This window comes from Micromonospora sp. C95 (assembly GCF_018070465.1).
Taxonomy (GTDB): domain Bacteria; phylum Actinomycetota; class Actinomycetes; order Mycobacteriales; family Micromonosporaceae; genus Micromonospora.
Genome location: NZ_JAGPXT010000001.1, coordinates 415,957 through 439,507, shown reverse-complemented (window position 1 = coordinate 439,507; position 23,551 = coordinate 415,957). Strand labels below are relative to the sequence as shown.

The following is a 23,551-nucleotide window of genomic DNA, read 5'->3' as shown; positions in this document are numbered from 1 at the left end:
TCATGATCAACCTGCCGGGGGGTGGGTGGAGGGGACGGTCAGCGGAGGCGGGAGACGATTCCGGTGTCGTAGTCGCCGGAGAGGAATTCCTGGTTCTCCAGGAGGTCGGTGAAGAAGGGGAGGTTGTGCTTGGGGCCGGAGAGGTCGAAGGCGGCTACCGCCGCGCGGGCGCGGGCGAGGGCCTCGGTCCGGTCCTCGCCGTGCACGATGAGCTTCGCCATCAGGCTGTCGTAGAACGGGGTGACGGTGTTGCCCTCGGCGTAGCCGGAGTCGACACGTACGCCCTCACCGGTCGGCTCCACCCAGGTCCTGATCGTGCCGGGGCCGGGCAGGAACCGCTTCGGGTCCTCGGCGTTGACCCGCAGCTCGATGGCGTGCCCGCGCACGGTCAGCGCGTCTGGGTCGAAGGTCGGCGGCAGACCGGCGGCCACCCGCAGTTGCTCCTCCACCAGGTCGATGCCGTGCACCAGCTCGGTCACCGGATGCTCCACCTGAAGCCGGGTGTTCATCTCCAGGAAGAAGAATTCGTCAGCGCCGGAGCCATCCCCCTCGACGTCCCGCTGACGCGGAACCAACAGGCACTCGACCGTGCCCGCGTTGCGGTAGCCAACCGCCTCGCCCGCCCGCACCGCGGCGGCGAGCAGGCGGGTGCGTAGTTCCGGCGTCACCGCCGGGGAGGGCGACTCCTCCACCAGCTTCTGGTTGCGCCGCTGCACCGAGCACTCCCGCTCGCCCAGCGCCAGCACCCGGCCGTCGGCCAGGCCGAGGATCTGCACCTCGACGTGCCGCACCCGGGGGAAGTACCGCTCCAGCAGCACCGAGCCGTCGCCGAACATCCGCTCGGCGAAGGCGCGCACCTTGTCGTACTCGGTGCGCAGCGCGGCCTCGTCGACCGCGACGCCCATGCCCATGCCGCCACCACCGGCGGCGGCCTTCACCATCACCGGGTAGCCGATCTCCGCCGCCGCCGCGACCGCCGCCGCGAGGTCGGCCGACGGCTCGGTGGTTCCGGCCGCCACCGGCACGCCGGCCGCCGCCATCAGATTCCGCGCATTGATCTTGTCGCCCATCGCGCTTATCGCGTCCGCGCCGGGCCCGACCCAGATCAGCCCGCTGGCCTCGACGGTACGGGCGAAGTCGGCGTTCTCCGACAGGAAGCCGTAACCGGGGTGGATCGCCTGCGCGTCGGTCGACCGGGCAGCGGCGATGATCGCCTCGGTGTTGCGGTAGCTCTGTGCCGGGTTGGCCGGCCCAACGCAGACGGCCTCGTCGGCCTCGGCGACGAAGGGCAGGTCGGCGTCGGCTTCCGAGTGCACCGCGATCGCGCGTACCCCGAGCCGCCGGGCGGTGCGGATGATCCGGCGGGCGATCTCACCCCGGTTGGCGACCAGCAGCGACTCGATCATGTTTCCTCCGCGCGTTCCATTGGGTGGGACGCGGGCTAGCCAATCACGTCACACCGGAGGCGAGAAAGACCCCCTGCCGACGCCGGGGTGCAGTGCAGACCCTCCGCGGTGGCGGCCCCGATCGGTGGCTTCGTGGCAGCGGCAGGCCCGACACAGGTGCCGGAGAGCGGTCGGGCCGGCGTGAGCCGGGCGGCGACGGTCAGGCGGGCTCGGTGGGGGCGAGCAGCGCGGCCAGCGTGGCGGCGCGCAGCAGCTCGGCCCGCCGCCGGTGGTCGACCTCACCGCCGAGGAACGGGGTGGAGTTCATCAGGCCGAAGGCGGCGTGTGCCAGCACCCGCGCCTCGCCGTCGGGCAGCCCCGGGTGCAGGGCGGTCAGCACGGTGACCCACTCCTCGACGTAGAGCCGCTGAAGGCGGCGGATGCGCCGCCTGGGCTCCTCCGGCAGTCGGTCCAGTTCGTGCAGGTGCAGCGCGATGACGGCCGGATTGGCGAGCGCGAAGTCGACGTGGAAGTCGATGAGCGACTCCAGCGCGGCACGCGGGTCGCCGGGATGGGCGGCGCAGCGCTGCCGCCCGCCGTCGAGCAGTCCCTCACTCACCGGCGTCAGCGCGGCGACGAGCATCGCTTCCTTGCCGGCGAAGTGGTGGTAGAGCGCCGGGCCGGTCACCCCGGCAGCCGCGCCGATGTCGTCCATCGACACACCGTGGTAGCCCCGGGAGGCGAAGAGACCCACGGCGATCTCAAGAATCTCGTCCTTGCGGGATCGGCGTCGTCCCGCCCCCGTGGCCCCGCCGGACGCGCCCCGGGCCTGCTGCTCCACCGTCACCGGGCCAGCGTAGACCCGACCGTCGACAGCGTGGAGCCGTGGTTACCCGTCGGTCCGACTGCCGGGAACGGTGCCTGACGTCGGGCGTTGGTCGAGGCCGGAGAGCCGCAGCGCGATCCGGTGCCGGACCGGCGGCAGCACCGAGACCAGCCGGAGCAGCAGATCCCGGGCCGGCCGGCCGGCCGGCGGCACGGTGGCCAGCCGGGTCAGCCGGTCGGCGAAGCTGGCCACCTCGTGCGCGAGCGGGCGGCGTCGGGCCGCGTACTGGTCGAGCCGGGTCTCGTCGGCCCCGGCCAGCACGTCCGCCAGGGTCTCGCCGAGGTCGACCGCATCACTGATGCCGAGGTTCATGCCCTGCCCGCCGGCCGGGCTGTGCACGTGTCCGGCGTCGCCGGCCAGCAGCACCGGCCCGGAGCGGAACGTCCCGGCGACCCGTCGGTGCAGTCGGAAGCGCGAGGACCAGAGCACCTCGCGCACCTGGTCCGGCCGTTGCCGGGGGCCACGCTCGTCGAGCAGGCGTTGCAGATAGGCCGCGTCCGGCTCGGCCGGCGGATCGGTGACGGTGGCGACGAGGCGTACCCGGCCGTCGGGCAGTGGTGCCCAGACCAGCGGCCCGCCCCGGGCGAGGAAGATCGACGCGCCGTCGCGGGGCAGGCCGCTGTCGACGCGTACGTCGGCCAGCACGAACGACTCCTCTGAACCGGACGGCCCGGTGAAGGTGATGCCGGCCAGCTCGCGGACGGTGCTGTTGATACCGTCGGCGCCGACCACCCACCGTGCGCGCACGCTCGTGCCGTCGAGGTCGGCCACCGAGCCGTCGCCGTCGCGGTGCAGGCCGGTGAGCCGGTACGGCCGCAGCACCCGTACGCCGGCCTCGGCCAGCCGATCGGTGAGCACCTCCTCGGTCACCGACTGGGAGACCATCAGCGCGTACCGGTGGCGGCTGGGCAGCCCGCCGAACGGCACGGTGACCAGCACCCGGTCCCGGTCGCGGACACTGAATCGGGCCGACCGCAGCCCCCGGGCCGCAAGCGTCTCGCCGGCCCCGATCCGGTCGAGCACCTCCAGGGTGTACGCGTGCACCACCGCGGCCCGCGAGGTTACCGCCGGCGCTTCCCGCTTGTCGACCACGGTCACCTCGACCCCTCGCCGAGCCAGGGTGAGTGCGGCGGTGAGCCCGGTCGGGCCCGCGCCGACGACCAGGACGTCCGTTCGTTGGGGCAGCATGACGACCTCCTCGACGGATTGCCAACGCTTGTTGGCCAACGCTTGTTGGCAACAGTAGGTGGCCCTGGATTAGCAAGTCAACAGTCGTTGGCATACCGTCGGTCACATGACGGAGGGCGTACCGGAACAGGCTCGGCAACCGCTCGCGGAGCCGACGGCCGACGGCGGGCGCCGCGCCCCCGGACCGACGACGGCTGGCGGCGAGCGACCCAACGCCGGATCGTCGGCGGGCGGCGAACGACCCAACGCTGGATCTTCGGCGGATGGCGGGCGACCCGGCGCTGGATCTTCGGCGGCTGGCGGGCGGCGCAGCGCGGCGGCGACCCGGGCGGCCATCCTGCGGGCCGCGCGGGAACGATTCGCCGCCGACGGGTACGACCGCGCGACGATCCGGGCCATCGCTGCGGACGCCCGGATCGACCCGTCGATGGTGATGCGGTACTACGGCAGCAAGGAGAACCTGTTCGCCACGGCGGCCGAGTTCGACCTACGACTGCCCGACCTCAGCGGCGTACCGGCCGACCGCCTCGGCACGGAACTGGTCAGCTACTTCTTCACCCGGTGGGAGGGCGATGCCACTCTGCCGGCGCTGCTGCGCACGGCGAGCACCAACCCGAGCGGGGCGGAGCGGGTACGCGCCATCTTCACCACCCAGCTCGGCGTGGCGGTCGGCCGGGTGGTCGCCGACCCCGCCGAGGCCCCCCGGCGCGCCGGCCTGGTCGCCAGTCAACTGCTCGGCGTCGCCCTGACCCGCTACGTCCTGCGCCTACCCCCGATGGTCGACATCTCCCCTGCCGACCTGATCACCTGGCTCGCCCCCACCATCCAGCGCTACCTGAACGACCCCGACCCGCACCGCCCCCCACTGCGTTGATCATGAGGTTAGCGGCATGGTTGATCTTTGTTTCTGCCGCTAACCTCATGGTCAACATGGCGTCACCTCGGGTTGGGGCCCTTTACTACGGGGGCGCGGACTAGGTTGCCCCACTCGGTCCAGGAGCCGTCGTAGTTGCGGACCTTCGGGTAGCCGAGCAGGTGTCGCAGGACGAACCAGGTGTGGCTGGAGCGTTCGCCGATGCGGCAGTAGGCGATCACGTCGTCGTCGGCACTCAGGCCGAGCTGGTCGGCGTAGATGGCGCGTAGCTCGTCGGCCGACTTGAAGGTGCCGTCGTCGTTGGCGGCGGACTTCCACGGCTTGCTCACCGCGCCTGGGATGTGCCCGCCGCGCAGCGCGCCCTCCTGCGGATAGTCCGGCATGTGCAGCATCTCGCCGGTGTACTCGCCCGGCGACCGCACGTCGACAAGCGGCCGGCCGGCGTCGACGTGCGCCGACACCTCCTCGCGGAAGGCCCGCACCGGCGCGTCGTCGCGCTGCGGCACCGGATAGTCGGCCCGGGGCCGGGTCGGCTTGTCGCGGGTCAGCTCCCGCCCCTCGGCGATCCACTTCTGCCGGCCGCCGTCGAGCAGCCGCACGTCCTGGTGACCGAAGAGAGTGAAGACCCAGAGGGCGTACGCGGCCCACCAGTTGAAGTTGTCGCCGTAGAACACGACCGTGTCGTCACGGCCGATGCCCTTGGCGGCACAGAGTTCGGCGAACCGTTCGGCGTCCAGGTAGTCCCGGGTCACCTGGTCGTTCAGCTCCAGATGCCAGTCGACCTTGACGGCACCTGGGATGTGGCCGCTGTCATAGAGCAGTACGTCCTCGTCGGACTCGACGACCACGAGACCGTCGTCGCCCAGATGCTCGGCCAGCCAGTCGGTGGTGACCAGTCGCTGCGGGTCCGCGTACGACTGAAGTCGGGGATCGGGATCGTTCGGCACAGACATGTTCCCCAAAGTACGCCGGGCCGCGGTCGGCCATCGGAATTCGGGTGCAGCGGATCTGCTCCGCCAGGCGTGACACTCCTGACTGCCGCCGACCACGAGGACCGCCATGACCGGAGCGCCACCAGGGGCCGACCCACCGCCGGTGGGTTTCAGCGAGTTCTATCAGGCCCACTTCCAGCGGGTCGCGGTGCAGCTCTACGCCTACCTCGGTGATCACGCCGAGGCGCAGGACCTCACCCAGGAGGCGTTCTGCCGAGCGCTGGAACGCTGGGACCGGATCAGCGCGTACGACGATCCGTCGGCGTTCGTCCGCCGGGTGGCCTGGAACCTGGCCACCAGTCGACTGCGTCGGATCCGTACCGCCGTCCGCCATCTGGCCCGGCAGCGGGAGGAGCACGTACCGGGTCCGAACCCGGACCGGGTGGTGCTGCTGGACGCACTCACCATCCTGCCCGCCGCCCAACGCCGGGCGATCGTGCTGCACCACCTGGCCCAGCTCACCGTCGCGGAGATCGCCGACCAGCTCGGCGTACCGGAGGGGACGGTCAAGTCCTGGCTGTCGCGGGCCCGTACCACCCTTGCCCGGCACCTCACCGAGCGGCAGGAGGCCGGCCGTGCGTGAGATCAACCTGGACAAGCTGTTCGCCGAGTTCGAGGCGACCGCCGCTCCGACCTTCCGCCCGCCGGGCGTAGCCGATGTCCAGCACCGGGTACGCCGTCGTCGGGGTTGGCGACACCTGCTGGCCGGTTGGGTCGCACTTCTCGTGGCGGGTCCCGTCGGGGCGTACGTGTTGAGTGGTGCGGACGCCATGCCGCCTCCGCCCAATCCCATGCCGAGTCCGTCGACGACGCTCGTGCCGGACGGAACCCTGATCGACCGGCGCGTCGGCGCCCCCGGCGCAACCGCTGCTCACGTTCAGCCACGATTCGTCGACGCCCGACACGGATGGTCCTACAGCGACACCTGCTTCGGCCGGGACCTGACCGGAGACTGCGAGCGGGCCGTCATCCGGACCACGGACGGCGGCGCGACCTGGCGGGAAGTCACGGTGCCGCCGTCGGTCGCCGGGCCTGGATCCTTCGATTACCTGGAGCTACTTCCGCTGGACGCCCACCGCCTCGTCATGAGGGACGGCAATCGGTACTTCGTCACCACGGACGGCGGTGCGACCTTCACCGAATACCCCGGTGAAGGGCCACCCACGGCAGCCCTGCTCTTCGTGGCGACCAGTGGTGGGTTCCTGATCCACTGCCCTGGCGGCAACGGTCTGCAACCACCTGCCTGCCCCCGCCAGCAGCTCACCCGAGTCACCGGGGGTGGCGGCGTCAGCCAACCACCGGTGGTCCTTGCCAAGAATTATCAACTCGTCGAGGGCGGTGACGGCCGCCTGTGGGTAGGTGTGCGGGAAGGGAAGAAGCTGACCGTCGTGGTCAGCGGCGACGGGGCGAAGACCTGGCGGGAACTGCCGCCGGTGACCGGAGCCGCCAGCCTGCTGGTCTCTCCGGACGGCGCGGACGTGTGGCTGGTCGACTCCCAGTCCGAAGACGCGGTACCGAACCCCACTCGCACGTGGCGGCTGGTGGGCGACACCTGGCGCAAGGGTGCCCGACTGCCCGGCGACACGTACTCGGTCGAGGCCGGCAACGACGGGCTGCTCTGGCTGACCAGGACGAAAGGTGGAGGTGGATACGTCGTGGACGGCCGCTACACACCCGTACCCGAACTGGACGGCCTCTGGTCAGACCGCAAGGACGTCCCGTACTTTCGCACGCTGCCCGACGGCACCCTCAAGCTGTACAGCCCGCCCGCCATCTACCTAGGCGTCGGCTCCGCCACCGACCGCACCTGGATCCGCTTCCGCACCCAGTAGCCCCCTCCGACGCTCTCCGACGCCCGTTGATCATGAAGTTATTGCCCGATCCGGAGATCAACTAGGGCAATAACTTCATGATCGACAGGAGAGGGGTGGGTGGGGGTTAGTCGGTTAGGGGGGTGAGGGTGGGGCGTTTGGCGGTGCGGGTGTCGCCGGAGGAGCGGCCGGTGAGGCGGCGTCTGATCCAGGGGGCCAGGTGTTGGCCGGCCCAGCGCAGGTCGGCGGTGCGGGCGGAAAGCCAGGGGGTCGGCTCCGGGTTCGGCGGGACCAGCAGCCACTCCTCGTCGCAGCCGACGCCGAGGGCGTTGAGCACCTGGCCGGCGACGCGGCGGTGCCCGGCCGGGGACAGGTGCAGCCGGTCGGTGCTCCAGAGCAGCGGGTTCAGGTACGTGTCGTCGGCGTACAGGTCGACCAGGATGGCGCCGTGCCGCTCGGCGGTCTCTCCCACAGCACGGTTGAGCAGGGCGACCCGGGGCGCGATGAGCCGCTGGCCGGGCAGCCGCGCCATCACGTCGGCGAACCGGAACAGCAGCACGTCGGCACCACCGCTACGCAGCCGACGGACCACCTCGTCGAAGCGGGTCACCAGGGTGTCCGGGTCGAAACTGCGCCGTAGCACGTCGTTGCCGCCCGCCGCGAAACTGATCAGGTCGGGCTTCATCGCCAGCGCCGCCGGTGCCTGCTCGGCGACCACGCTCGGGAAGGTCCGCCCCCGGATGGCCAGGTTGGCGTACGTGAAGTCGGGGCCGGCCTCGGCGGCGAGCCGGGTGGCCACCAGATCCGCCCAACCCCGGAAGCTGCCGTCCGGGTATGCGTCGTCCAGACCCTCGGTGAAGCTGTCCCCGACCGCCACGTAACTGCGCCAGCGCACTGCTCACTCCTCCGACGTGCGAGTAGGGAAGGGAACTCCTGCCTACCACCGGAAGTTTTGCATCGGCCACCCTCGTGGCGGTGCCCCGTGCGGGGGAACGTGGCGGACGTCATCGAGGTGAGCGGGGTCCACGCGACGGGGCCAGCACGAGTAGTGTCCTGAGCCACACGCTTCGTTCATGCGCCGTTCATCTGAAGGAATCCGCTGTGGCCGTTGGTCGTCGCTGGCTGTCACGCACAGCCGCTGCCGCGCTGCTTCTCGTCGGCGGGATCGCTGTCCCCGCCGGTCCCGCCTCGGCGGTCGACCCGGACCCGAAGTTCACCTTCGATGTACCAGGTACGACGGTTCCGGTGGGAGTCAGCAAGAAGAGGGTCCACCTGAAGGTGACCAACCTGACCGACGAGACGCCGAGCGAAATCCAGTTCCGCGTCCGCCCCCTCGAATTCGACTGGTTCGATAAGGCCACGGTCGACTGGACGGAACGCGCCGGCTCCGGCGAGTGCGACGGTGACAGCGGAAGTTGGTACTGCCGGATCGCGAAGGACATTCGTCCTGAGTTGCTGCCGGCACCCGGCGGAACCTCGGACATTCCCATCGACATCAATGTCCGGGGGACGCCGGAGCCTTTCGAAGGCACGTTCGAGGTCGAGGTCGGCGTGGCCTGGGGTGAGAACGGGGAGCGGATCACCGACAAGAAGACCTTCCCGCTCGCCGTGGTCGACGACTCCGCAGCCGACCTGTCGGTGGTGGCGCCGGACGTCAAGCAGTCGGTGCGCGTCGGTGCCGGCGGCCGGTTGGAAACCACCGGGACGTTGCATCCGGGTGAGACGGGCGCGGTGCGGTACCGGATCGTCAACCACGGGCGGCAGGCGGTGAGCGGTGTCACCGTCACCCTGCGCCTGCCCGAGGGCGTGACCTTCACCCGGCCGCCGCAGGAGTGCGCGGTCGACGACGACGGACGGTCGACGGTCTGCACCTACGATTCGCTCGCGCTCGTGCCGATCGGCGAGGACACCGAGCCGAACGACGACGTCCACTCTGCTGTCGAGCTGTACAACCTGGTTACGGTGCCGGCCGACGTCGAGGCGCCGGTCACCCTGGGTGGCGGGACCGTGCAGGTCGAGGGCCTTACCGAAGGCATCAGCGCCCGCGCCACCCCGGAGCCGGCCGTGCTGCCGGCGAACGCCGTCGCCGTACCGGCGGCCGACGTCGACGCCAGCGACAACCAGGACGGATACGCCGTCGTGGTCGCCGCGCAGAAGGACGACGACAACGGTGGCGGGGGTGGCCTGCCGGTCACCGGGCCGCAGGCCGGGCTGATCGCCGGAGCCGGTCTCGCCATGGTCGCCGCGGGCATCGTGCTGCTGCTCGCCCGACGCCGTCGCTCGGTCGCCTTCGTCTCCGGCGAGGACACCACCGCTTCCTGATCCGTCCGCCGGAGCTGGGCCGGTCGCCCCAGCCGGCCGGTCAGCGCGGGCCGGCCGGGCCGGGGTAGTCAGCCTGGGGCCGGCCGGTACCGAGCCCGCCGACCCCAGATCGGCCACCATCGCGCACGCCAACTCCGGGCCCGCAGCCCCATGGGCCGACCCCGGTCCGGCGAGCCCGAAGCCGGTCCGGGTCAGGTGGTACGGCAGCGGCCGGTGCAGGCCGGCGGTAGGGCGACGGCCGGGCGACGGTACGGGCCCCACGCCACGAACCGCTGGAACAGCTCGCGCGGAGTGGGGCCGCCCTCCGGGTTCTGCCGGAACAGGTCGTGGGTCGCCTCGTAGTAGAGCCCGGACAGGTAGACGGCCAGGTCCAGCCAGCGGTTGTCGTACTCGACTCGGAGCAGCAGCCGGGCCTCGGCGCATGGCCAGGACAGCCCGCAGGCGCGGCACAACCAGAGTGGTCGGAGCGGCAGATGCTGCGGGCCGTCCAGCGGGTGCCGCCGGGGCCGCTCAGCCGCCGGGCCGCGACGCGGCACCGGCATCCCGGCCCGACCACGAGACGGTACGGCCGCCTGCCGCGCCCGGTCACCACGCTCCACGATCGACTTTGGCCAGCCATAGCAGGCCGCCACCGCCTGAAACGCCGAGGTGGGCGTCCGGCGCTCTCCGGTTGCGGCATCTGGGGGCTTCCCGGCCGCCGGAGGCCGCATGATGCCGCAACCGGAGTGGATCAGCGGCGTCGCCGCAACCGGGCGGACCACCGAGCGCTGGTCCGGCGGGGTGGGTCAGCGGGCGGCGACCGTCAGCACGGCGTCGGCGAAGGCCTGCGGTGCCTCCTGCGGCAGGTTGTGCCCCACCCCGCCGCTGACCGTGCGGTGCTCGTACGGGCCGGTGAACTGCTTGGCGTACGCCTCGGGTTCCGGGTGGGGTGAGCCGTTGGCGTCCCCTTCCAGGCTGATCGTCGGCACGGTGATCGGCGGTTTGCCGGCCAGCCGCTCCTCCAGGTCCGCGTACTGCGGCTCCCCGTCGGCCAGGCCCAGCCGCCACCGGTAGTTGTGGATGACGATGTCGACGTGGTCCGGATTGTCGAGCGCCGCCGCGCTGCGGTCGAAGGTGGCGTCGTCGAAGTCCCACTCCGGCGAGGCCGTCTGCCAGATCAGTTTGGCGAAGTCGCGGGTGTTACGCGCGTAGCCCTCCCGGCCGCGTTCGGTGGCGAAGTAGTACTGATACCACCAGGCGTGCTCGGCCACCGGGGCCAGCGGCACCCGACCCGACGCCTGGCCGTCGATCAGGTAGCCGCTCACCGCGACCAGCCCCCGGCAGCGCTCCGGCCAGAGCGCGGCCACGATGCCGGCGCTGCGGCCACCCCAGTCGAACCCGGCCAGGGTCGCCCGCTCGACCTCCAGCGCGTCGAGGAACGCCACGGTGTCTACCGCGAGGGCGGCCGGCTCGCCGTTTCGCATCGCGTCGGCGGACCGGAACCGGGTGCTGCCGTAGCCACGCGCGTAGGGCAGCAGCACCCGGTGACCGGCGCTGGTCAGCAGGGGCACGACCTCGGCGAAGCTGTGGATGTCGTACGGCCAGCCGTGCAGCAGGAGCACCACCGCACCGTCCGGCGGGCCGGCGTCGACGTAACCGACGTCGAGCACCCCGGCCTCGACCTTCCGCACGTCAGTGAACAAGCCCCCACCCCCATGAACGACATTCCCCCAAACCTAAAACGTCAAGCTCCTCCCCAAGCGAGCTTCCACAGATCTTGGTGCTCGGACGCCCCTATGAGGGCGCTGCCGCACCAAGATTCGCCGAATTAATGGGTCGGGGACGTAACGGGTGGGGGTTTAGGGTGCGGGGGTGTTGCTGCGGATGTCGACGTCGCTGATTCGGACCCTGCGGGAGGATCCGGCGGACGCGGAGGTGCCGAGCCACCGGTTGCTGCTGCGGGCCGGATACATCCGGCGGGCGGCACCGGGCGGCTACACCTGGCTGCCGCTGGGCCGGCTGGTGCTGGAGCGGGTCACCGAGATCGTGCGGGCCGAGATGGCCGCGATCGGCGACCAGGAGGTGCACTTCCCGGCGCTGCTGCCCGCCGAGCCGTACCGCACCAGCGGACGGTGGACCGAGTACGGCGACGACATCTTCACCCTGGCCGACCGGCGCGGTGCCGAGCACCTGCTGGCACCGACCCACGAGGAGTTGGCCGCGCTGCTGGTCAAGGAGCTGTTCACCTCGTACCGCGATCTTCCGGTGACGCTGTTCCAGATCCAGACCAAGTTCCGCGACGAGGCCCGCCCGCGCGCCGGTCTGCTGCGCGGGCGCGAGTTCCTGATGAAGGACGCGTACTCCTTCGACCTGGACGACGAGGGGCTGCGGGCCGCGTACGGCCGGCACCGCGCGGCGTACCAGCGGATCTTCGACCGGCTCGGGCTCGACTACACGGTGGTGCACGCGATGTCGGGCGCGATGGGCGGCTCCGCGTCCGAGGAGTTCCTGGCCACCACGCCGGTCGGCGAGGACACCTACGTCGGCTGCACCGACTGCCACTACGCGGCGAACACCGAGGCGGTGACCACGCCCGCACCGGCGGCCGGCGACCCGCAGGCACAGCCGGCTACCGAGGTGCACGACACCCCGGAGACGCCGACCATCGCCAGCCTGGTCGCGTTGGCGAACGACCGCCGGCTGGCCGGCCGGGACGACTGGTCGGCTGCCGACACCCTGAAGAACGTCGTGCTGACCGTACGGCGGCCGGGTGCCGAGACGCCCGAACTGCTGGTGGTCGGGCTGCCCGGCGATCGCGAGGTCGACCTGAAACGGCTGGCCGCCGCGCTGGCACCGAACACCGTGGACGTCTTCGACGCCTGGGACGAGCATCCCGAGTTGGTGCGGGGCTACCTCGGACCACAGACCCTCGACAAGCTCGACGTCCGCTACCTGGTCGATCCCCGGGTCGTGCCGGGCACCGCCTGGCTGACCGGGGCGAACGAGCCGGGCCGGCACGCCACGAACGTGGTGTGCGGCCGGGACTTCACCCCCGACGGCACGGTCGAGGCCGCCGAGGTGCGCCCCGGTGACCCCTGCCCGGCCTGTGCCACCGGCCGGTTGACCATGCGCCGGGGCATCGAGATCGGGCACATCTTCCAGCTCGGTCGCCGCTACACCGAGGCATTCGCGGTGGACGTGCTCGGTCCGCAGGGCAAGCCGGTCCGGCCCACCATGGGCTGCTACGGCATCGGGGTGTCCCGGGCGGTGGCGGCGATCGCCGAGCAGCACCACGACGATCGGGGACTGGTGTGGCCGACCTCGGTCGCGCCGTGCGACGTACACCTGGTGGCTGCCGGCAAGGGTCCGCAGCTCGACGCGGCGCTCGACCTCGGTGCCCGGCTCGCCGACGCGGGCCTGCGGGTGCTCGTCGACGACCGGACCGCCGTCTCGGCCGGGGTGAAGTTCACCGACGCCGAGCTGATCGGCATCCCACGCACCGTCGTGGTCGGACGCCGCCTGGCCGACGGGTACGTCGAGTTGCGCGACCGGGCGACCGGGGAGCGTGCCGAGCTACCCGTGGCGGATGTGCTGGAGAAACTGTTGAACGGGTAGGCGGAAAACATGGTGTAGCCGTCAGGTGACGGGGTACCGCATCCCGATCGGCTCAACGTTGCTCTGGAGGGCTCTCTGATGACCGGTTACCGGGTCGCTGACGTGATGACCCGGCAGGTGATCTATCTGCCGGCGGAGACCACCCTCGACGAGGCGGCCAGGGTGATGAAGGAGGCCGACATCGGCGACGTCGTCGTCACCGACGGCGCGAACCTGGCCGGCATCCTGACCGACCGCGACATCGTGGTACGCGCGGTGGCCGAGAACGCCAACGCCAACACCACCACCATCGGTTCGATCGTCACCCGCGAGGTCGTGATGATCGAGCAGTACTGCACCGCCGGTGAGGCCGCGTCGCTGATGCGTGAGCGTGGCATTCGGCGCATCCTCGTCTGCGACAACGAGCGGAAACTGGTCGGCATCGTCTCCCTCGGCGACCTCGCCATGCAGCTCGACCCCACCTCGGCGCTCAGCGAGATCAGCGAGCAGTCGCCGACGGTGTGAGGAGGGCCGCCGGTAGCCTGGCGGGATGCCCGAGATGCCGAGCAAGCTGGCCGAGATCGTCGACGAGTTCGCCGACGCGCCACGCGACGTGGTGCTGGAGATGCTGCTGGAGTACTCCGACGCCGTGCCGCCGCTGCCCGCCGGGCACCCCGGCCACGAGGGCATGGAGCAGGTCGTGGAGTGCCAGACCCCGTTCTTCCTGCGCGCCGAGGTGACGTCCGAGGGCACCGTCGACACCCTGTTCGACTGTCCGCCGGAGTCACCCACCACCCGGGCGTTCGCCGGCATCCTCGCCGAAGGGCTGGCCGGTGCCACCCCGGAACAGGTCCTCGCCGTTCCGGACGACCTGTACCAGCGGATGGGTCTGGCACAGGCGATCAGCCCACTGCGGGTACGCGGTGGCACCGCCATCCTCGCCCGACTCAAGCGGCAGGTGCGCGAACAGACGGCGTGACCCGGGCGGCAGCCGGGAACAGACCTGCCGGCCAGCGGGTTGTCTCTGGTCATGGAGATCGACATCTACGCCGACGTGGTCTGCCCCTGGTGCTGGATCGGCCGCCGCCGGTTCGCGCAGGCGCTCGCGTCGTACGACGGCACGGTGACCATCCGGCACCGGCCCTTCCAGCTCGACCCGTCACCGGTTCCGTCGCCGCGTCCGACGCTCGACGTGCTGGCCGAGAAGTTCGGTGGCCAGGAGCAGGCCCGACAGATGGTCGCCCGGGTCGTCGAGATCGGCGCGAGCGTGGGTCTGGACATGCGCTTCGACCGGGCGATCGCGGCGAACACCTTCGACGCGCACCGGCTGACCAACTGGGCCGGTCAGCGGGACCGGGCCGGTGAGTTGGTCGAGGCCCTGCACCGGGCCCACTTCACCGACGGCGTCGACCTCGGCTCCCGGGAGGCGCTGGCCGGAGTGGCCGCCACGGTCGGCCTGGCCGGCGACGACGCCCGCACCTTCCTCGACTCCGACGAAGGGGTGGCCGAGTTGCGGGCCGAGTTGGCCGCCGCGCGGCAGCTCGGGGTGACAAGCGTGCCCACCTTCGTGCTCGCCGGCAAGTACGGGGTCACCGGGGCGCAGGAACCGGAAACCCTGCTCGCCGCTCTTGCCGAGGTCGAGCAGCGCGAGGCCGCCGCATCCTGACGGCCATATCGACGTCGTTGATGTTTCACGTGCAACGACATCGATTCAGGTCGACGGTCAGGCCGGTCTGGCCAGGTCCTCCACCACTCGTGCGCCGGGCAGCGCGGCCAGCGCCGCGCCCGGCAGTGCGATCTTGCTGTGCCGTACGCCCGACCCGATCACCACGTACGGCATGGCCACCACCCGCGAGTCGACCAGGATCGGCCACTGCAACGGCAGCCCGATCGGCGTGATCCCGCCGTACTCCATGCCGGTCAGCTGCACCGCGTCGGCCATCGGCGCGAAGCTCGCCTTCCGCACGTCCAGCGCCCGGCGGGCGACCCCGTTGACGTCCGCCCGGGTGGTGGCGAGCACCAGGCAGGCCGCGTACCGGGTCACCCCCTCGCGCTTACCGGCCACGACCACGCAGTTGGCCGACTCGTCCAACCCGACGTCGTACGCGGCACAGAACGCCGCGGTGTCGGCGAGGTCGGCGTCGATCGGCGCGACCAGCACCGAGTCGACGTCCACCGGCGAGTCGGCCGGCCACTGGGCGAGCACGGCGGCGACCGGCGCGGCCAACAGGTCGGTACGGGTGCGGGCGGGCTCGGTCTTCAGCGTTCCCATCACGCCTGTGATCGTCGCATCCGCAGCCGGCGACGGGGACCGGGACCGGGCGGCCGGCACCTCAGCCCTCGTTGGTCAGGAAGCCGTGCCGTTCCAACATCGCCCGGTCCCGGGAGGCGGCCATCTCCTCCGCCCGCGCGGCCTGGACGCGGCGCACCTCGATGTCCTCCATCGCGTGCCGCACCGCGAGCCGGATCACGCCGTAGAGGAAGACGAACCCGCAGACGTACAGGAGGCTGGTGATGACGAACATGAGCATGGCTCGACGGTAGGGCGAAGGTGAACCCGGGCAGGTGTCATCGCGTCGTCGTTCGCCCGTACGTGTCGGACAGGTAGTCGGCCCAGGTTCGCCGGCCCGCCGGTCGGGCGTCGGTGACCAGGCCACCGCCGCGCAACTCCCGGCCGAGCCGACCGGGAAAACGGATCGGCAGCAGGGGGCGACGGGAGCCGCGCGCCTGCCGCCAGGCCCGCACCGCCGCGTCGAAGCGCTGCACCTCGGGGCCGCCGTACTCGACGATGCCGGCGCGTGCCCCGGCCCGGAGCAGTTCGACAAGCTTGTCGGCCACCTCGCCCGGGTCGACCGGCTGGGCCAGCACCGCCCGGTCACCGAGGACCGGGCCGAGTTTGCTGGACAGGCGCAGCAGCTCGTCGATGAACGGGAAGAACTGGGTGGCCCGCAGCACCGTCCACGGCACCTTCCCGTCGGCGACGACCCGCTCGGCGGCCAGCTTGTGCCGGTAGTACGAGTAGGGCACCCGGTCCACGCCGACGATCGAGACGTACACCAGGTGCGTCACCCCGGCGTCGGCGGCAGCACTGACCAGGCGGCGGGTGCCGAGCACGTCGATCTGGTGGGATCGCCGGGTCGGCGAGGACGCCAGGTGCAGCACCGCGTCCACGCCGGTCAGCGCGGAGGCGAGCCCTTCGCCGGTGGCCAGGTCCGTCACCACCCACCGCACCCCGGAGCCGGTACGCGGCCGGCGGCTGGTGGCCCGCACCTCGTAGCCCGCGTCGACCAGCCGGGGCAGCACCTCCCGACCCAGCGTGCCGCTCGCGCCGGTGACCAGTACGCGCATGTCAACCTCCCTCGTCGCCTGTCCGCTCGACGGATCGGGCCGCCACCGGCGTGACAGCTGTGCGCGGCTTCACTTCGCCAGGTCGAGTGCGGTGATCACCACGAACAGTGCGATGACCGCCTCACTGACCAGCCAGGAGTGGCTGTCGGCCCAGTCCCGGATCCTCGGCAGCACCACCGCCGCCCGGCGGCCGAGCAGCAGCAGGGCCAGCAGTGGGAGGGCGAGCAGGGTCAGGGTGAGCAGCACGAAGGGCAGCAGATGCCACCACGGCAGGTCGTGTCGTGCGGCACTGGCCCCGACGGTGGCCATGGTCAGATCGTCGGAGGGCATCCCCAGGAACAGCAGCAGGCCCACCTTCGACGCGTACCCGGGGCTGGCGTGCTGTAGCTGACCCATCCACCGGGGTGGCCCCGAGTGCCGACGGAGGAACACGACCACCGCCAGCACCGCGAGCAGCGCCAGCACGAACAAGTCGATCCACCGCTCGACGGCGCCCTGGCCCACACCGGTGAAATTGATCTTGAATAGGCGGACCGCCAGCCAGGCCAGCGTCGTACCGCCGAGGACGACGAGCGCCGCACCCGCCAGATAGCCAAGCGAGGCGGCCCGTGGCCGGTCGGACGAGGCGAAGAAGATCGCCGCCACCAGTTGCGTGCCGGCGACCATCACCACGGCCAACGGCAGCAGCGTCAGGACGGTCATCGTCAGCCCATCCTGCCGGCTACCCCGGCCGCGCACGGCCACTTCGGCAATCCACCCGCCACCCGGCCCGGTCGGTCGGCATCGGCCTGGTCGGCCGGTCAGACCGACACCGAACGCGACGTCGGCACGACCCGGCCGGCGAGCAGGGCACCAACCAGGGCGAGTCCGGCCGCCACGGCGAGAGTCACCCCGTAGTCGAGGCGGCCCGGTGCCGCCCCGGCGGCGAGCACCGCACCGGTAAGCGCCAACACCGTCGCCGACGCGAGCGAGTCGCACAGTTGCAGCGACGAGCTGTTACGTCCCTGCTCACCGGGAGCCGACAACTCCAGGGTGAGCGCCGACAGCGACGGAAAGAGCAGGCCCATGCCGAGCCCGGCGACCGCCCAGCCGAGAATGCCCACCCACACCGGCACCGCCGGGAGCACGCAGCCGCCCACCACCGCGGTACCGACCGTGATGCAGGTGAGGCCGGCCCTCGGCAGGGTGCCCCGGGACCGGGGTGACCGGATCCGCGCCTGCAACCACGAGCCGAGCGACCAGGAGAGCGCCCCGGTGGTCAGCACCAGCCCCGCCGCCGTCGGCGTGAACCCCCGCTCCCGCGACAACATCAACGGGATCACCACCTCGGCGCCGACGAACGCGGCCGAGGCCAACCCGCGCAGGCTGACCACGGTGGGCAGGCCGCGACCGGCCCGCAGAAACCCGGCCGGCAGCAGTCGCGGAACGCAGCTCAGCAGACCGACCAGGGCCAGCCCGACCAGCGACGCGGCGGCGGCGCCGCGCTGCTGACCCCCGATGTGCAGCAGTGCGGCGCTCACCCCCGCCCCGCAGGCCCAACCGATCCGCGCCAGCGCCCCGGCAGACCGGCGGACCGGCCCCGTCACGCCGAGGGACCGCAACCCCGGATGGATCAGCAGCACCGCCGGCACCGCCACCGCCGGCACCGCCAGGAACACCCACCGCCAGCCGACGTGCTCCACCACCAGCCCCGCCACCAGCGGACCGACGAGCGACGGAACAACCCAGGCCGCGGCGAACGCGGCGAAGATGCGGCGGTGCAGCCGCTCCGGGTACGCCTGCGCGACGATCACGTACAGCGCCACCGACAGCAGCCCCGAGCCGAAGCCCTGCACGATCCGACCGACCACCAGCGTCGCCATGTCGGTGGCAGCGCCAGCGAGCAACAGCCCGGCGACGAACCCGGCGAGACCCGACCACATCGGCGCGCGTGGACCTCGCGCGTCACACCAGAGGCCGGAGAGCACCATCGCCACCACCCCGGCCGCGAACGGGCCGCCGAAGGCGATCCCGTACAACGCCAGACCGTCGAGGGCGCGGGCGACCGTCGGCATGGCGGTGCCCACCGCCAACGCCTCGAACGCCAGCAACGAGACCAGCGCCACGCTGCCCACCGTCATCGCCCGCAGCCGAGGGGCGAAAAGCGACTCGGCAGGTACCGGCGATGGGGCGATCAGCATGAGGCAAGCGTCGGACCTCAACCTATGTTCAAGTCAAGGGTGACGCGGCTTACCTCAGGCGGACTCCAGCGCCTCGCCTAGCCCTTTGGCCAGCCCGGACAGGTGCTGGTCGGCCAGCAGATGCCCGGCCGTGATCACCAGCGCCAGGGGCCACTCGATCACCTGGAGCGCGGTCAGCACCCCGATACCCGCGTAGTACGTGAGCTTGTCCGGCGGCGGCACCGCCACCTCCCCCAGCAACGGCACGTTCACCCGGCGGGTGAACATCTGCAACGACTCCCGGCTGCCACTGAGCTGTCGCGTCAACGCACTCATCTCGCCTCCCCTACCGTCGGACGCCCCACCTCGGATTCCTCCGCCGCAGCCGTCCATGCCCGGCCCGAGCACGAAACTTTTCCCAGCTCCAAGGGGCATAAGGGACGTCCGGCCGGGAAGCCAGGCCGCCGGGCACGAACGGTAGGAGGCAACATGCGGTTTGGCGCCGTCGGAGTACCTCCGGTGGTGGAAGCCGCCTCCCGCCGCGTCGGTGCCACCGCTACCCGGCTCGCCCGGGCCGCCGGGCTGACCAGCCGGCGGGTGTGGTCCCGGCCCGGTCGGCACCACATCGAGGTGCACGGTGTCTGCCAGGACGGCGGCGACACCCTCGCCCGCCAGGTCGAGACGGCGCTGGAACGGATGCCGGGAGTCAACTGGGCACGGGTGAACGCCCCCTCCGGCCGGGTGGTCGTCGCGGTCGACACACCGGGACCGAAGGTACGCGAACTGGTCGCCACCATCTCCCGCGTCGAACGCACCTGCCCACACGAACCGGATCCGGAGATCCCACCGCCGCACCCACCCGAGGAGGGCCCGCGGACCCCGCGCACTCTCGGTGCCCTCGCCTCCGACGCCCTCGGCCTGACCATCTCCGCGGCCACCCGGATCCTGCCCGTCACCCCGGTCCCCGGTGAGGTCTCCGGACTGCTCACCGCGCTCGACCTGCACCCGAAGCTGCACACCCTCGCCGGTCTGGGACTGCGCCGCGACCCCCGCGCCGACGTTCTCTTTCCACTCGCCGAGGCGGTGGTGCAGGGCCTCACCGGCGGCTGGACGGGGATAGTGCTCGACGGCGCACAGCGGATCGTGCAGTGGGGTGAAGGGCTGGCCCAGCTACGAGCCTGGGAGAAGGCCGAACCCCGGCTCACCGGCGACCCGGACCGCGCCGTCGCCCGTACCCCCGACTACGAGCGGCCCTGCCCGAAGCCCGACGGCTCCGTGGAGCGCTACATCAACCGGATGCTCGCCGGCGGTGCCGCCGCCTTCGCCGCGGCGACGCCGGTGGTCGGCCCGAAACGGGCCGCCGCCCTGGGCCTGTCCGCGCTGCCCAAGGCACCCGGCAGCGGACGCGAGGGGTACGCGGCCCAACTCGGTCGGATCCTCGCCCGACGCGGCGTGATCGCGATGGACCGCAGCGTGCTGCGTGAACTCGACCGCATCGACACGCTGGTGCTGGATGCCCGGATCCTCGGCTCCGACCGGAGCGTCCTGGCCGACCTGGCCCCGCTCTCCGGCGTCGACACCTCCCAGATCGCCGCCCAGGCGTTCACCCTCTTCGAACCGACCGCACCGGACGACGTACACCAGCTCGACGGTTGGCGCCTCGGCCCGCTGGACCGGCTCGACGTGCGGGACCCCGGCGACACCGACGACAGCCGACGGCTCCGCGCGCGCGGCGGCACCCTGCTCGGTCTGGCCCGGGCGGACGCGCTCGCGGCCGTACTGCGGGTCGAACCGGAGCCGGCACCCGGTGTCGAAGCCCTGCCGCCCGTCGCCCGGCAGGCCGGCCTGCGACTCGTCGTGGCCGGCGGCGACCCGCAGCGGTACGCCTCCGCCGACGCGCTGATGCCCGGCGACGACCAGCTCACCGAGTCGGTACGCACCCTGCAACGGGAGGGCGCGGTGGTGATGCTCGTCTCCGGCGACCGCTGCGCGCTCGCCGCCGCGGACTGCGGCCTGGGCCTCGCCGACCCCGACGACCCACCGCCCTGGGGGGCGCACCTGCTGGTCGGCACCGACCTGCGGGTCGTCGCCCTGATCATCGAAGCGGCCGGGGTGGCCCGGCGGATGACCGCGCAGAACCTGCGCATCGGACTGGCCGGCACCGGTCTCGGCGCACTCGGCGCCTTCACCGCCGACCCGGCCCTGCTACCCGGCCGTACGCTCGCCTCGGTAAACGGCGCGGCGGCGCTGGCCTTCGCACACGGCGTGTGGCGGGCCGGTCGGTTGACCGAAGCGACCGCCGCGCCGGCACCCGCGATCACCGCCTGGCATCTGATGCCGGTGTCCACCGTCATCGACCAACTCGACACCGGCCGCAGCGGGTTGACCGAGACCGAGGCCCAGCGACGACGGGCCGACCGTCCAGGTGAGGTCGCCGGCCCCGGCGGGCTGCTCCGCGCCTTCGTCGACGAACTCGCCAACCCGCTCACCCCGGTGCTCGCCGCCGGAGCGGTGCTCTCCGCCAGTTTCGGTTCGCTCGTCGACGCCGCGCTGGTCGGCGGGGTCGTCGGCGCGTCCGCACTTGTCGGCGCGGTACACCAGCGCAACACCGAGAAATCGCTGGCCGAGTTGCTGTCCCGCTCGGCGGTGACCGCCCGGGTCCGCCGCGACGGCGTCGAACGGGTGGTGCCCGCCGCCGACCTCGTTCCCGGCGACGTGATCGTGCTCGAATCCGGCGACGCCGTACCCGCCGACTGCCGGGTGTTGACCTCCGTCGGGCTGGAAGCCGACGAGTCCTCCCTGACCGGCGAGTCGCTGCCGGTCGCCAAGGCCAACCAGCCGGTGGTCGCCGCCGCTGTGGCCGAGCGCTCCTCGATGGTCTACGAAGGGACCAGCATCGCTGCCGGCCGTGGCGACGCCGTGGTCGTGGCCACCGGCGCGGACACCGAAGCCGGCCGCAGTCTTGCCCTGGCCGGGCAGGCACCGCCGGTCAGCGGGGTCGAGGCCCGCCTGGGCAAGCTGACCCGCACCGCGATCCCACTGGCCGCCGGGTCGGCGGTCGCGGTGGCCGGCGCCGGGCTGCTGCGGGGCGTACCGCTGGCCCAGACGGCCGCGACCGCCGCGAACCTGGCCGTCGCCTCGGTGCCCGAGGGTCTGCCGTTCCTGGTCAGCGCCGCGCAACTGGCCGCCGCCCGCCGGCTCGCCGAGCACGGTGCGCTGGTCCGCAACCCGCGCACCATCGAGGCACTGGGCCGGGTCGACGTGCTCTGCTTCGACAAGACCGGCACCCTCACCGAGGGACACCTGATGCTGGCCGGGGTGGGTGACGCCGACTCGTACTCACCGCTGGAACACCTCGACGACCGACTGCGACGCACCCTGGCGGCGGCGTTGCGCGCCACCCCGGCGGCCGACGACCCCGAGGAACTCTCCATGCAGACCGACCGGGCGGTGCTGCGGGGCGCCCGCGCCGCCGGAGTCTCCGAACAGGACGGCGCCCCCGACTGGCGGGCCGCCGGTGGTCTGCCGTTCGAACCGTCGCGCGGGTACCACGCCAGCGTCGGGAAGACCGACACCGGGTTGCTGCTCAGCGTGAAGGGCGCACCGGAGGCGGTCCTACCCCGCTGCGCCGCGAAGCGCATCGCCGGGCGCGACGAGCCGCTCGACGACGCCGGTCGTACCGAACTGCACCGGTTGCTCGGCGAGCGGGCCGGCGCGGGGCACCGGATCCTCGCCGTCGCCGAGTGCACCGTCGCCGACCCGGACATCACCGACGAGGGCGTACGCGGCCTGGTCTTCACCGGCTTCCTGGCGATCGCCGACGGGGTACGCGCCAGCGCCGCGCCGGCCGTCCGGCGGATCCGCCAGGCGGGCGTGCACACCATCATGATCACTGGTGACCACCCGGCAACCGCCGAGGCGATCGCCGCCACCATCAGCGACGGAGACGCCCAACGGGTGGTCACCGCCACCGAACTCGACGAACTCGACGACAACGCGCTCGCGGAGCGGCTGGCCGGCACCGACGTGGTCGCCCGCTGCACGCCGGCCCACAAGGTGCGCATCATCCAGGCGCTGCAGAAGTGCGGGCGTACCGTCGCGATGACCGGCGACGGCGCCAACGACGCACCCGCCATCCGGCTGGCCGACGTGGGCATCGCCCTCGGCCAACGGGGCACCCCGGCGGCGCGTGCCGCGGCCGACCTGGTGGTCACCGACGACCGGCTGGAGACCATCATCGCCACCCTGGTCGAGGGTCGGGCGATGTGGTCCTCGGTCCGCCACGCGCTGAGCATCCTCGTCGGCGGCAACCTCGGCGAGATCGCGTTCAGCGTGCTGACCGCCGCCGCCACCGGCCGGGCCGCGCTCAACGGACGCCAACTACTGCTGGTCAACCTGCTCACCGACATGGCACCGGCGCTGGCCATCGCCGTGCGGCCACCGGGCGGCGACCATGCCGACGGACTGCTCCGCGAAGGCCCGGACAGCTCGCTCGGCCAGACCATGACCCGGGAGATCGGGTTGCGCGCCGCCGCCACCACCCTCGGTGCGACCGCCGGCTGGACACTCGCCCGCTACACCGGCACCCAGCGACGCGCCGGCACGGTCGCCCTGGTCTCCCTGGTCGGTACCCAACTCGGCCAGACCGTGCTGGCCGGCGGCACCAGCCCGACCGTGCTCGCCTCCACCGCCGCGTCCGTCGGCGTGCTGGCCGCGGTCGTGCAGACCCCCGGGCTGAGTCAGTTCTTCGGCTGCACCCCGCTGGGGCCGGTCGGCTGGACCATCGCCACCGGCTCCGCGCTCGGCGCCACCCTCGCCAACGGCGCCCTCACCCGCCTCGTCGCACGACTCCCGCAGGTCGACGGCGAACCGGCCGAAGGCGAACACACCGACGACGAGCAGCCTCACCCGACCGCCGTACCTGACCACGCAGGCGACCCTGTTGCGCAGCCGTTCCCGCGCGCCTGATCGACCTGCCCCGTCATCGGCCCTGCTGCAGCGGCCCGACCGGCA

At 72.1% G+C, this 23,551-nt stretch carries 22 protein-coding genes; 9 read left to right on the top strand and 13 right to left on the bottom strand.

Translation table 11 applies throughout. The features are described 5' to 3' along the window. Positions 1-38: 38 nt before the first annotated feature. The 3 genes from KBX00_RS02030 to KBX00_RS02020 form a co-directional block, all read right to left on the bottom strand. Positions 39-1,406, bottom strand: coding sequence for an acetyl/propionyl/methylcrotonyl-CoA carboxylase subunit alpha (locus KBX00_RS02030; RefSeq protein WP_210822569.1), 1,368 nt, complete (start codon positions 1,404-1,406; stop codon positions 39-41). Positions 1,407-1,605: 199 nt separating this feature from the next. Continuing rightward, positions 1,606-2,232, bottom strand: a complete 627-nt coding sequence (locus KBX00_RS02025; protein ID WP_210822567.1) for a TetR/AcrR family transcriptional regulator — start codon at positions 2,230-2,232, stop codon at positions 1,606-1,608. A 42-nt stretch (positions 2,233-2,274) separates the two neighbouring features. Continuing rightward, the gene (locus KBX00_RS02020) at positions 2,275-3,459 is read right to left on the bottom strand and encodes an FAD-dependent oxidoreductase (protein WP_210822565.1); all 1,185 of its coding nucleotides are present in this window, start codon (positions 3,457-3,459) and stop codon (positions 2,275-2,277) included. A 106-nt stretch (positions 3,460-3,565) separates the two neighbouring features. Between KBX00_RS02020 and KBX00_RS02015 the strand changes: the two genes are divergently transcribed. Beyond that, the gene (locus KBX00_RS02015) at positions 3,566-4,333 is read left to right on the top strand and encodes a TetR family transcriptional regulator (RefSeq protein WP_210822563.1); all 768 of its coding nucleotides are present in this window, start codon (positions 3,566-3,568) and stop codon (positions 4,331-4,333) included. A gap of 62 nt (positions 4,334-4,395) precedes the next feature. Here the strand turns inward: KBX00_RS02015 and KBX00_RS02010 are convergent, their stop codons facing one another. After that, positions 4,396-5,286 carry a sulfurtransferase gene (locus KBX00_RS02010; RefSeq protein WP_204023064.1) on the bottom strand — a complete coding sequence of 297 codons (891 nt, stop codon included), beginning with the start codon at positions 5,284-5,286 and terminating at the stop codon, positions 4,396-4,398. Between the two features lie 106 nt (positions 5,287-5,392). On the opposite strand from KBX00_RS02010, the gene KBX00_RS02005 reads away from it, so the two are divergent. Next, positions 5,393-5,908, top strand: a complete 516-nt coding sequence (locus KBX00_RS02005; protein ID WP_210822562.1) for a SigE family RNA polymerase sigma factor — start codon at positions 5,393-5,395, stop codon at positions 5,906-5,908. Further along, entirely contained in the window at positions 5,901-7,157 is a 1,257-nt protein-coding gene (locus KBX00_RS02000) for a sialidase family protein (protein ID WP_210822561.1), read from the top strand. The genes KBX00_RS02005 and KBX00_RS02000 overlap by 8 nt, the downstream gene beginning before the upstream one ends. Before the next feature lie 106 nt (positions 7,158-7,263). Here KBX00_RS02000 and KBX00_RS01995 read toward each other — a convergent pair whose 3' ends face one another. Continuing rightward, positions 7,264-8,031: an SGNH/GDSL hydrolase family protein gene (locus tag KBX00_RS01995; protein ID WP_210822560.1), complete on the bottom strand. Its 768-nt coding sequence runs from the start codon at positions 8,029-8,031 to the stop codon at positions 7,264-7,266. 206 nt (positions 8,032-8,237) lie between these two features. On the opposite strand from KBX00_RS01995, the gene KBX00_RS01990 reads away from it, so the two are divergent. Continuing rightward, positions 8,238-9,458: a hypothetical protein gene (locus KBX00_RS01990; protein ID WP_210822559.1), complete on the top strand. Its 1,221-nt coding sequence runs from the start codon at positions 8,238-8,240 to the stop codon at positions 9,456-9,458. A gap of 191 nt (positions 9,459-9,649) precedes the next feature. On the opposite strand, the gene KBX00_RS01985 is transcribed toward KBX00_RS01990, so the two are convergent. Next, complete coding sequence (locus tag KBX00_RS01985) at positions 9,650-10,000, bottom strand: hypothetical protein (RefSeq protein ID WP_210822861.1); 351 nt, start codon at positions 9,998-10,000, stop codon at positions 9,650-9,652. Between the two features lie 243 nt (positions 10,001-10,243). Further along, the gene (locus KBX00_RS01980; protein ID WP_301547142.1) at positions 10,244-11,140 is read right to left on the bottom strand and encodes an alpha/beta fold hydrolase; all 897 of its coding nucleotides are present in this window, start codon (positions 11,138-11,140) and stop codon (positions 10,244-10,246) included. Positions 11,141-11,309: 169 nt separating this feature from the next. Between KBX00_RS01980 and KBX00_RS01975 the strand changes: the two genes are divergently transcribed. From KBX00_RS01975 to KBX00_RS01960, 4 genes are all read left to right on the top strand, one after another. Continuing rightward, positions 11,310-13,052, top strand: a complete 1,743-nt coding sequence (locus KBX00_RS01975) for a proline--tRNA ligase (RefSeq protein ID WP_210822558.1) — start codon at positions 11,310-11,312, stop codon at positions 13,050-13,052. Between the two features lie 78 nt (positions 13,053-13,130). Next, positions 13,131-13,556: a CBS domain-containing protein gene (locus KBX00_RS01970; RefSeq protein WP_210822557.1), complete on the top strand. Its 426-nt coding sequence runs from the start codon at positions 13,131-13,133 to the stop codon at positions 13,554-13,556. Positions 13,557-13,581: 25 nt separating this feature from the next. Beyond that, on the top strand, positions 13,582-14,010 hold the full coding sequence (locus tag KBX00_RS01965) for a SufE family protein (RefSeq protein ID WP_210822555.1): 429 nt from the start codon (positions 13,582-13,584) through the stop codon (positions 14,008-14,010). Positions 14,011-14,061: 51 nt separating this feature from the next. Beyond that, positions 14,062-14,697 carry a DsbA family oxidoreductase gene (locus KBX00_RS01960; RefSeq protein ID WP_210822553.1) on the top strand — a complete coding sequence of 212 codons (636 nt, stop codon included), beginning with the start codon at positions 14,062-14,064 and terminating at the stop codon, positions 14,695-14,697. Positions 14,698-14,754: 57 nt separating this feature from the next. Here the strand turns inward: KBX00_RS01960 and KBX00_RS01955 are convergent, their stop codons facing one another. The 6 genes from KBX00_RS01955 to KBX00_RS01930 form a co-directional block, all read right to left on the bottom strand. After that, positions 14,755-15,303, bottom strand: a complete 549-nt coding sequence (locus tag KBX00_RS01955; RefSeq protein ID WP_210822859.1) for a YbaK/EbsC family protein — start codon at positions 15,301-15,303, stop codon at positions 14,755-14,757. Between the two features lie 61 nt (positions 15,304-15,364). Then, positions 15,365-15,562 (bottom strand): hypothetical protein, encoded by a 198-nt coding sequence (locus tag KBX00_RS01950; RefSeq protein WP_210822551.1) that lies wholly within the window; start codon positions 15,560-15,562, stop codon positions 15,365-15,367. Between the two features lie 37 nt (positions 15,563-15,599). Continuing rightward, positions 15,600-16,379 (bottom strand): SDR family oxidoreductase, encoded by a 780-nt coding sequence (locus KBX00_RS01945; RefSeq protein WP_210822549.1) that lies wholly within the window; start codon positions 16,377-16,379, stop codon positions 15,600-15,602. Between the two features lie 69 nt (positions 16,380-16,448). Further along, positions 16,449-17,081, bottom strand: coding sequence for a GAP family protein (locus KBX00_RS01940; RefSeq protein WP_210822547.1), 633 nt, complete (start codon positions 17,079-17,081; stop codon positions 16,449-16,451). 98 nt (positions 17,082-17,179) lie between these two features. Further along, the gene (locus KBX00_RS01935) at positions 17,180-18,559 is read right to left on the bottom strand and encodes an MFS transporter (protein ID WP_301547141.1); all 1,380 of its coding nucleotides are present in this window, start codon (positions 18,557-18,559) and stop codon (positions 17,180-17,182) included. Between the two features lie 54 nt (positions 18,560-18,613). Then, entirely contained in the window at positions 18,614-18,931 is a 318-nt protein-coding gene (locus KBX00_RS01930) for a hypothetical protein (protein ID WP_210822857.1), read from the bottom strand. Positions 18,932-19,027: 96 nt separating this feature from the next. Here KBX00_RS01930 and KBX00_RS01925 point away from each other — a divergent pair, with 96 nt between their 5' ends. Beyond that, the gene (locus KBX00_RS01925) at positions 19,028-23,506 is read left to right on the top strand and encodes a cation-translocating P-type ATPase (protein ID WP_210822545.1); all 4,479 of its coding nucleotides are present in this window, start codon (positions 19,028-19,030) and stop codon (positions 23,504-23,506) included. Positions 23,507-23,551: the final 45 nt, after the last annotated feature.

Excerpts from the sequence above, each read along its gene's own strand:
- KBX00_RS02030 (WP_210822569.1), bottom strand. The coding sequence starts at position 1,406 with ATGATCGAGTCGCTGCTGGTCGCCAACCGGGGTGAGATCGCCCGCCGG.
- KBX00_RS02020 (WP_210822565.1), bottom strand. The coding sequence starts at position 3,459 with ATGCTGCCCCAACGAACGGACGTCCTGGTCGTCGGCGCGGGCCCGACC.
- KBX00_RS02015 (WP_210822563.1), top strand. The coding sequence starts at position 3,566 with ATGACGGAGGGCGTACCGGAACAGGCTCGGCAACCGCTCGCGGAGCCG.
- KBX00_RS02010 (WP_204023064.1), bottom strand. The coding sequence starts at position 5,286 with ATGTCTGTGCCGAACGATCCCGATCCCCGACTTCAGTCGTACGCGGAC.
- KBX00_RS02005 (WP_210822562.1), top strand. The coding sequence starts at position 5,393 with ATGACCGGAGCGCCACCAGGGGCCGACCCACCGCCGGTGGGTTTCAGC.
- KBX00_RS01985 (WP_210822861.1), bottom strand. The coding sequence starts at position 10,000 with ATGCCGGTGCCGCGTCGCGGCCCGGCGGCTGAGCGGCCCCGGCGGCAC.
- KBX00_RS01970 (WP_210822557.1), top strand. The coding sequence starts at position 13,131 with ATGACCGGTTACCGGGTCGCTGACGTGATGACCCGGCAGGTGATCTAT.
- KBX00_RS01965 (WP_210822555.1), top strand. The coding sequence starts at position 13,582 with ATGCCCGAGATGCCGAGCAAGCTGGCCGAGATCGTCGACGAGTTCGCC.
- KBX00_RS01960 (WP_210822553.1), top strand. The coding sequence starts at position 14,062 with ATGGAGATCGACATCTACGCCGACGTGGTCTGCCCCTGGTGCTGGATC.
- KBX00_RS01955 (WP_210822859.1), bottom strand. The coding sequence starts at position 15,303 with ATGGGAACGCTGAAGACCGAGCCCGCCCGCACCCGTACCGACCTGTTG.
- KBX00_RS01950 (WP_210822551.1), bottom strand. The coding sequence starts at position 15,562 with ATGCTCATGTTCGTCATCACCAGCCTCCTGTACGTCTGCGGGTTCGTC.
- KBX00_RS01945 (WP_210822549.1), bottom strand. The coding sequence starts at position 16,379 with ATGCGCGTACTGGTCACCGGCGCGAGCGGCACGCTGGGTCGGGAGGTG.
- KBX00_RS01940 (WP_210822547.1), bottom strand. The coding sequence starts at position 17,081 with ATGACCGTCCTGACGCTGCTGCCGTTGGCCGTGGTGATGGTCGCCGGC.
- KBX00_RS01935 (WP_301547141.1), bottom strand. The coding sequence starts at position 18,559 with ATGCTGATCGCCCCATCGCCGGTACCTGCCGAGTCGCTTTTCGCCCCT.
- KBX00_RS01930 (WP_210822857.1), bottom strand. The coding sequence starts at position 18,931 with ATGGACGGCTGCGGCGGAGGAATCCGAGGTGGGGCGTCCGACGGTAGG.
- KBX00_RS01925 (WP_210822545.1), top strand. The coding sequence starts at position 19,028 with ATGCGGTTTGGCGCCGTCGGAGTACCTCCGGTGGTGGAAGCCGCCTCC.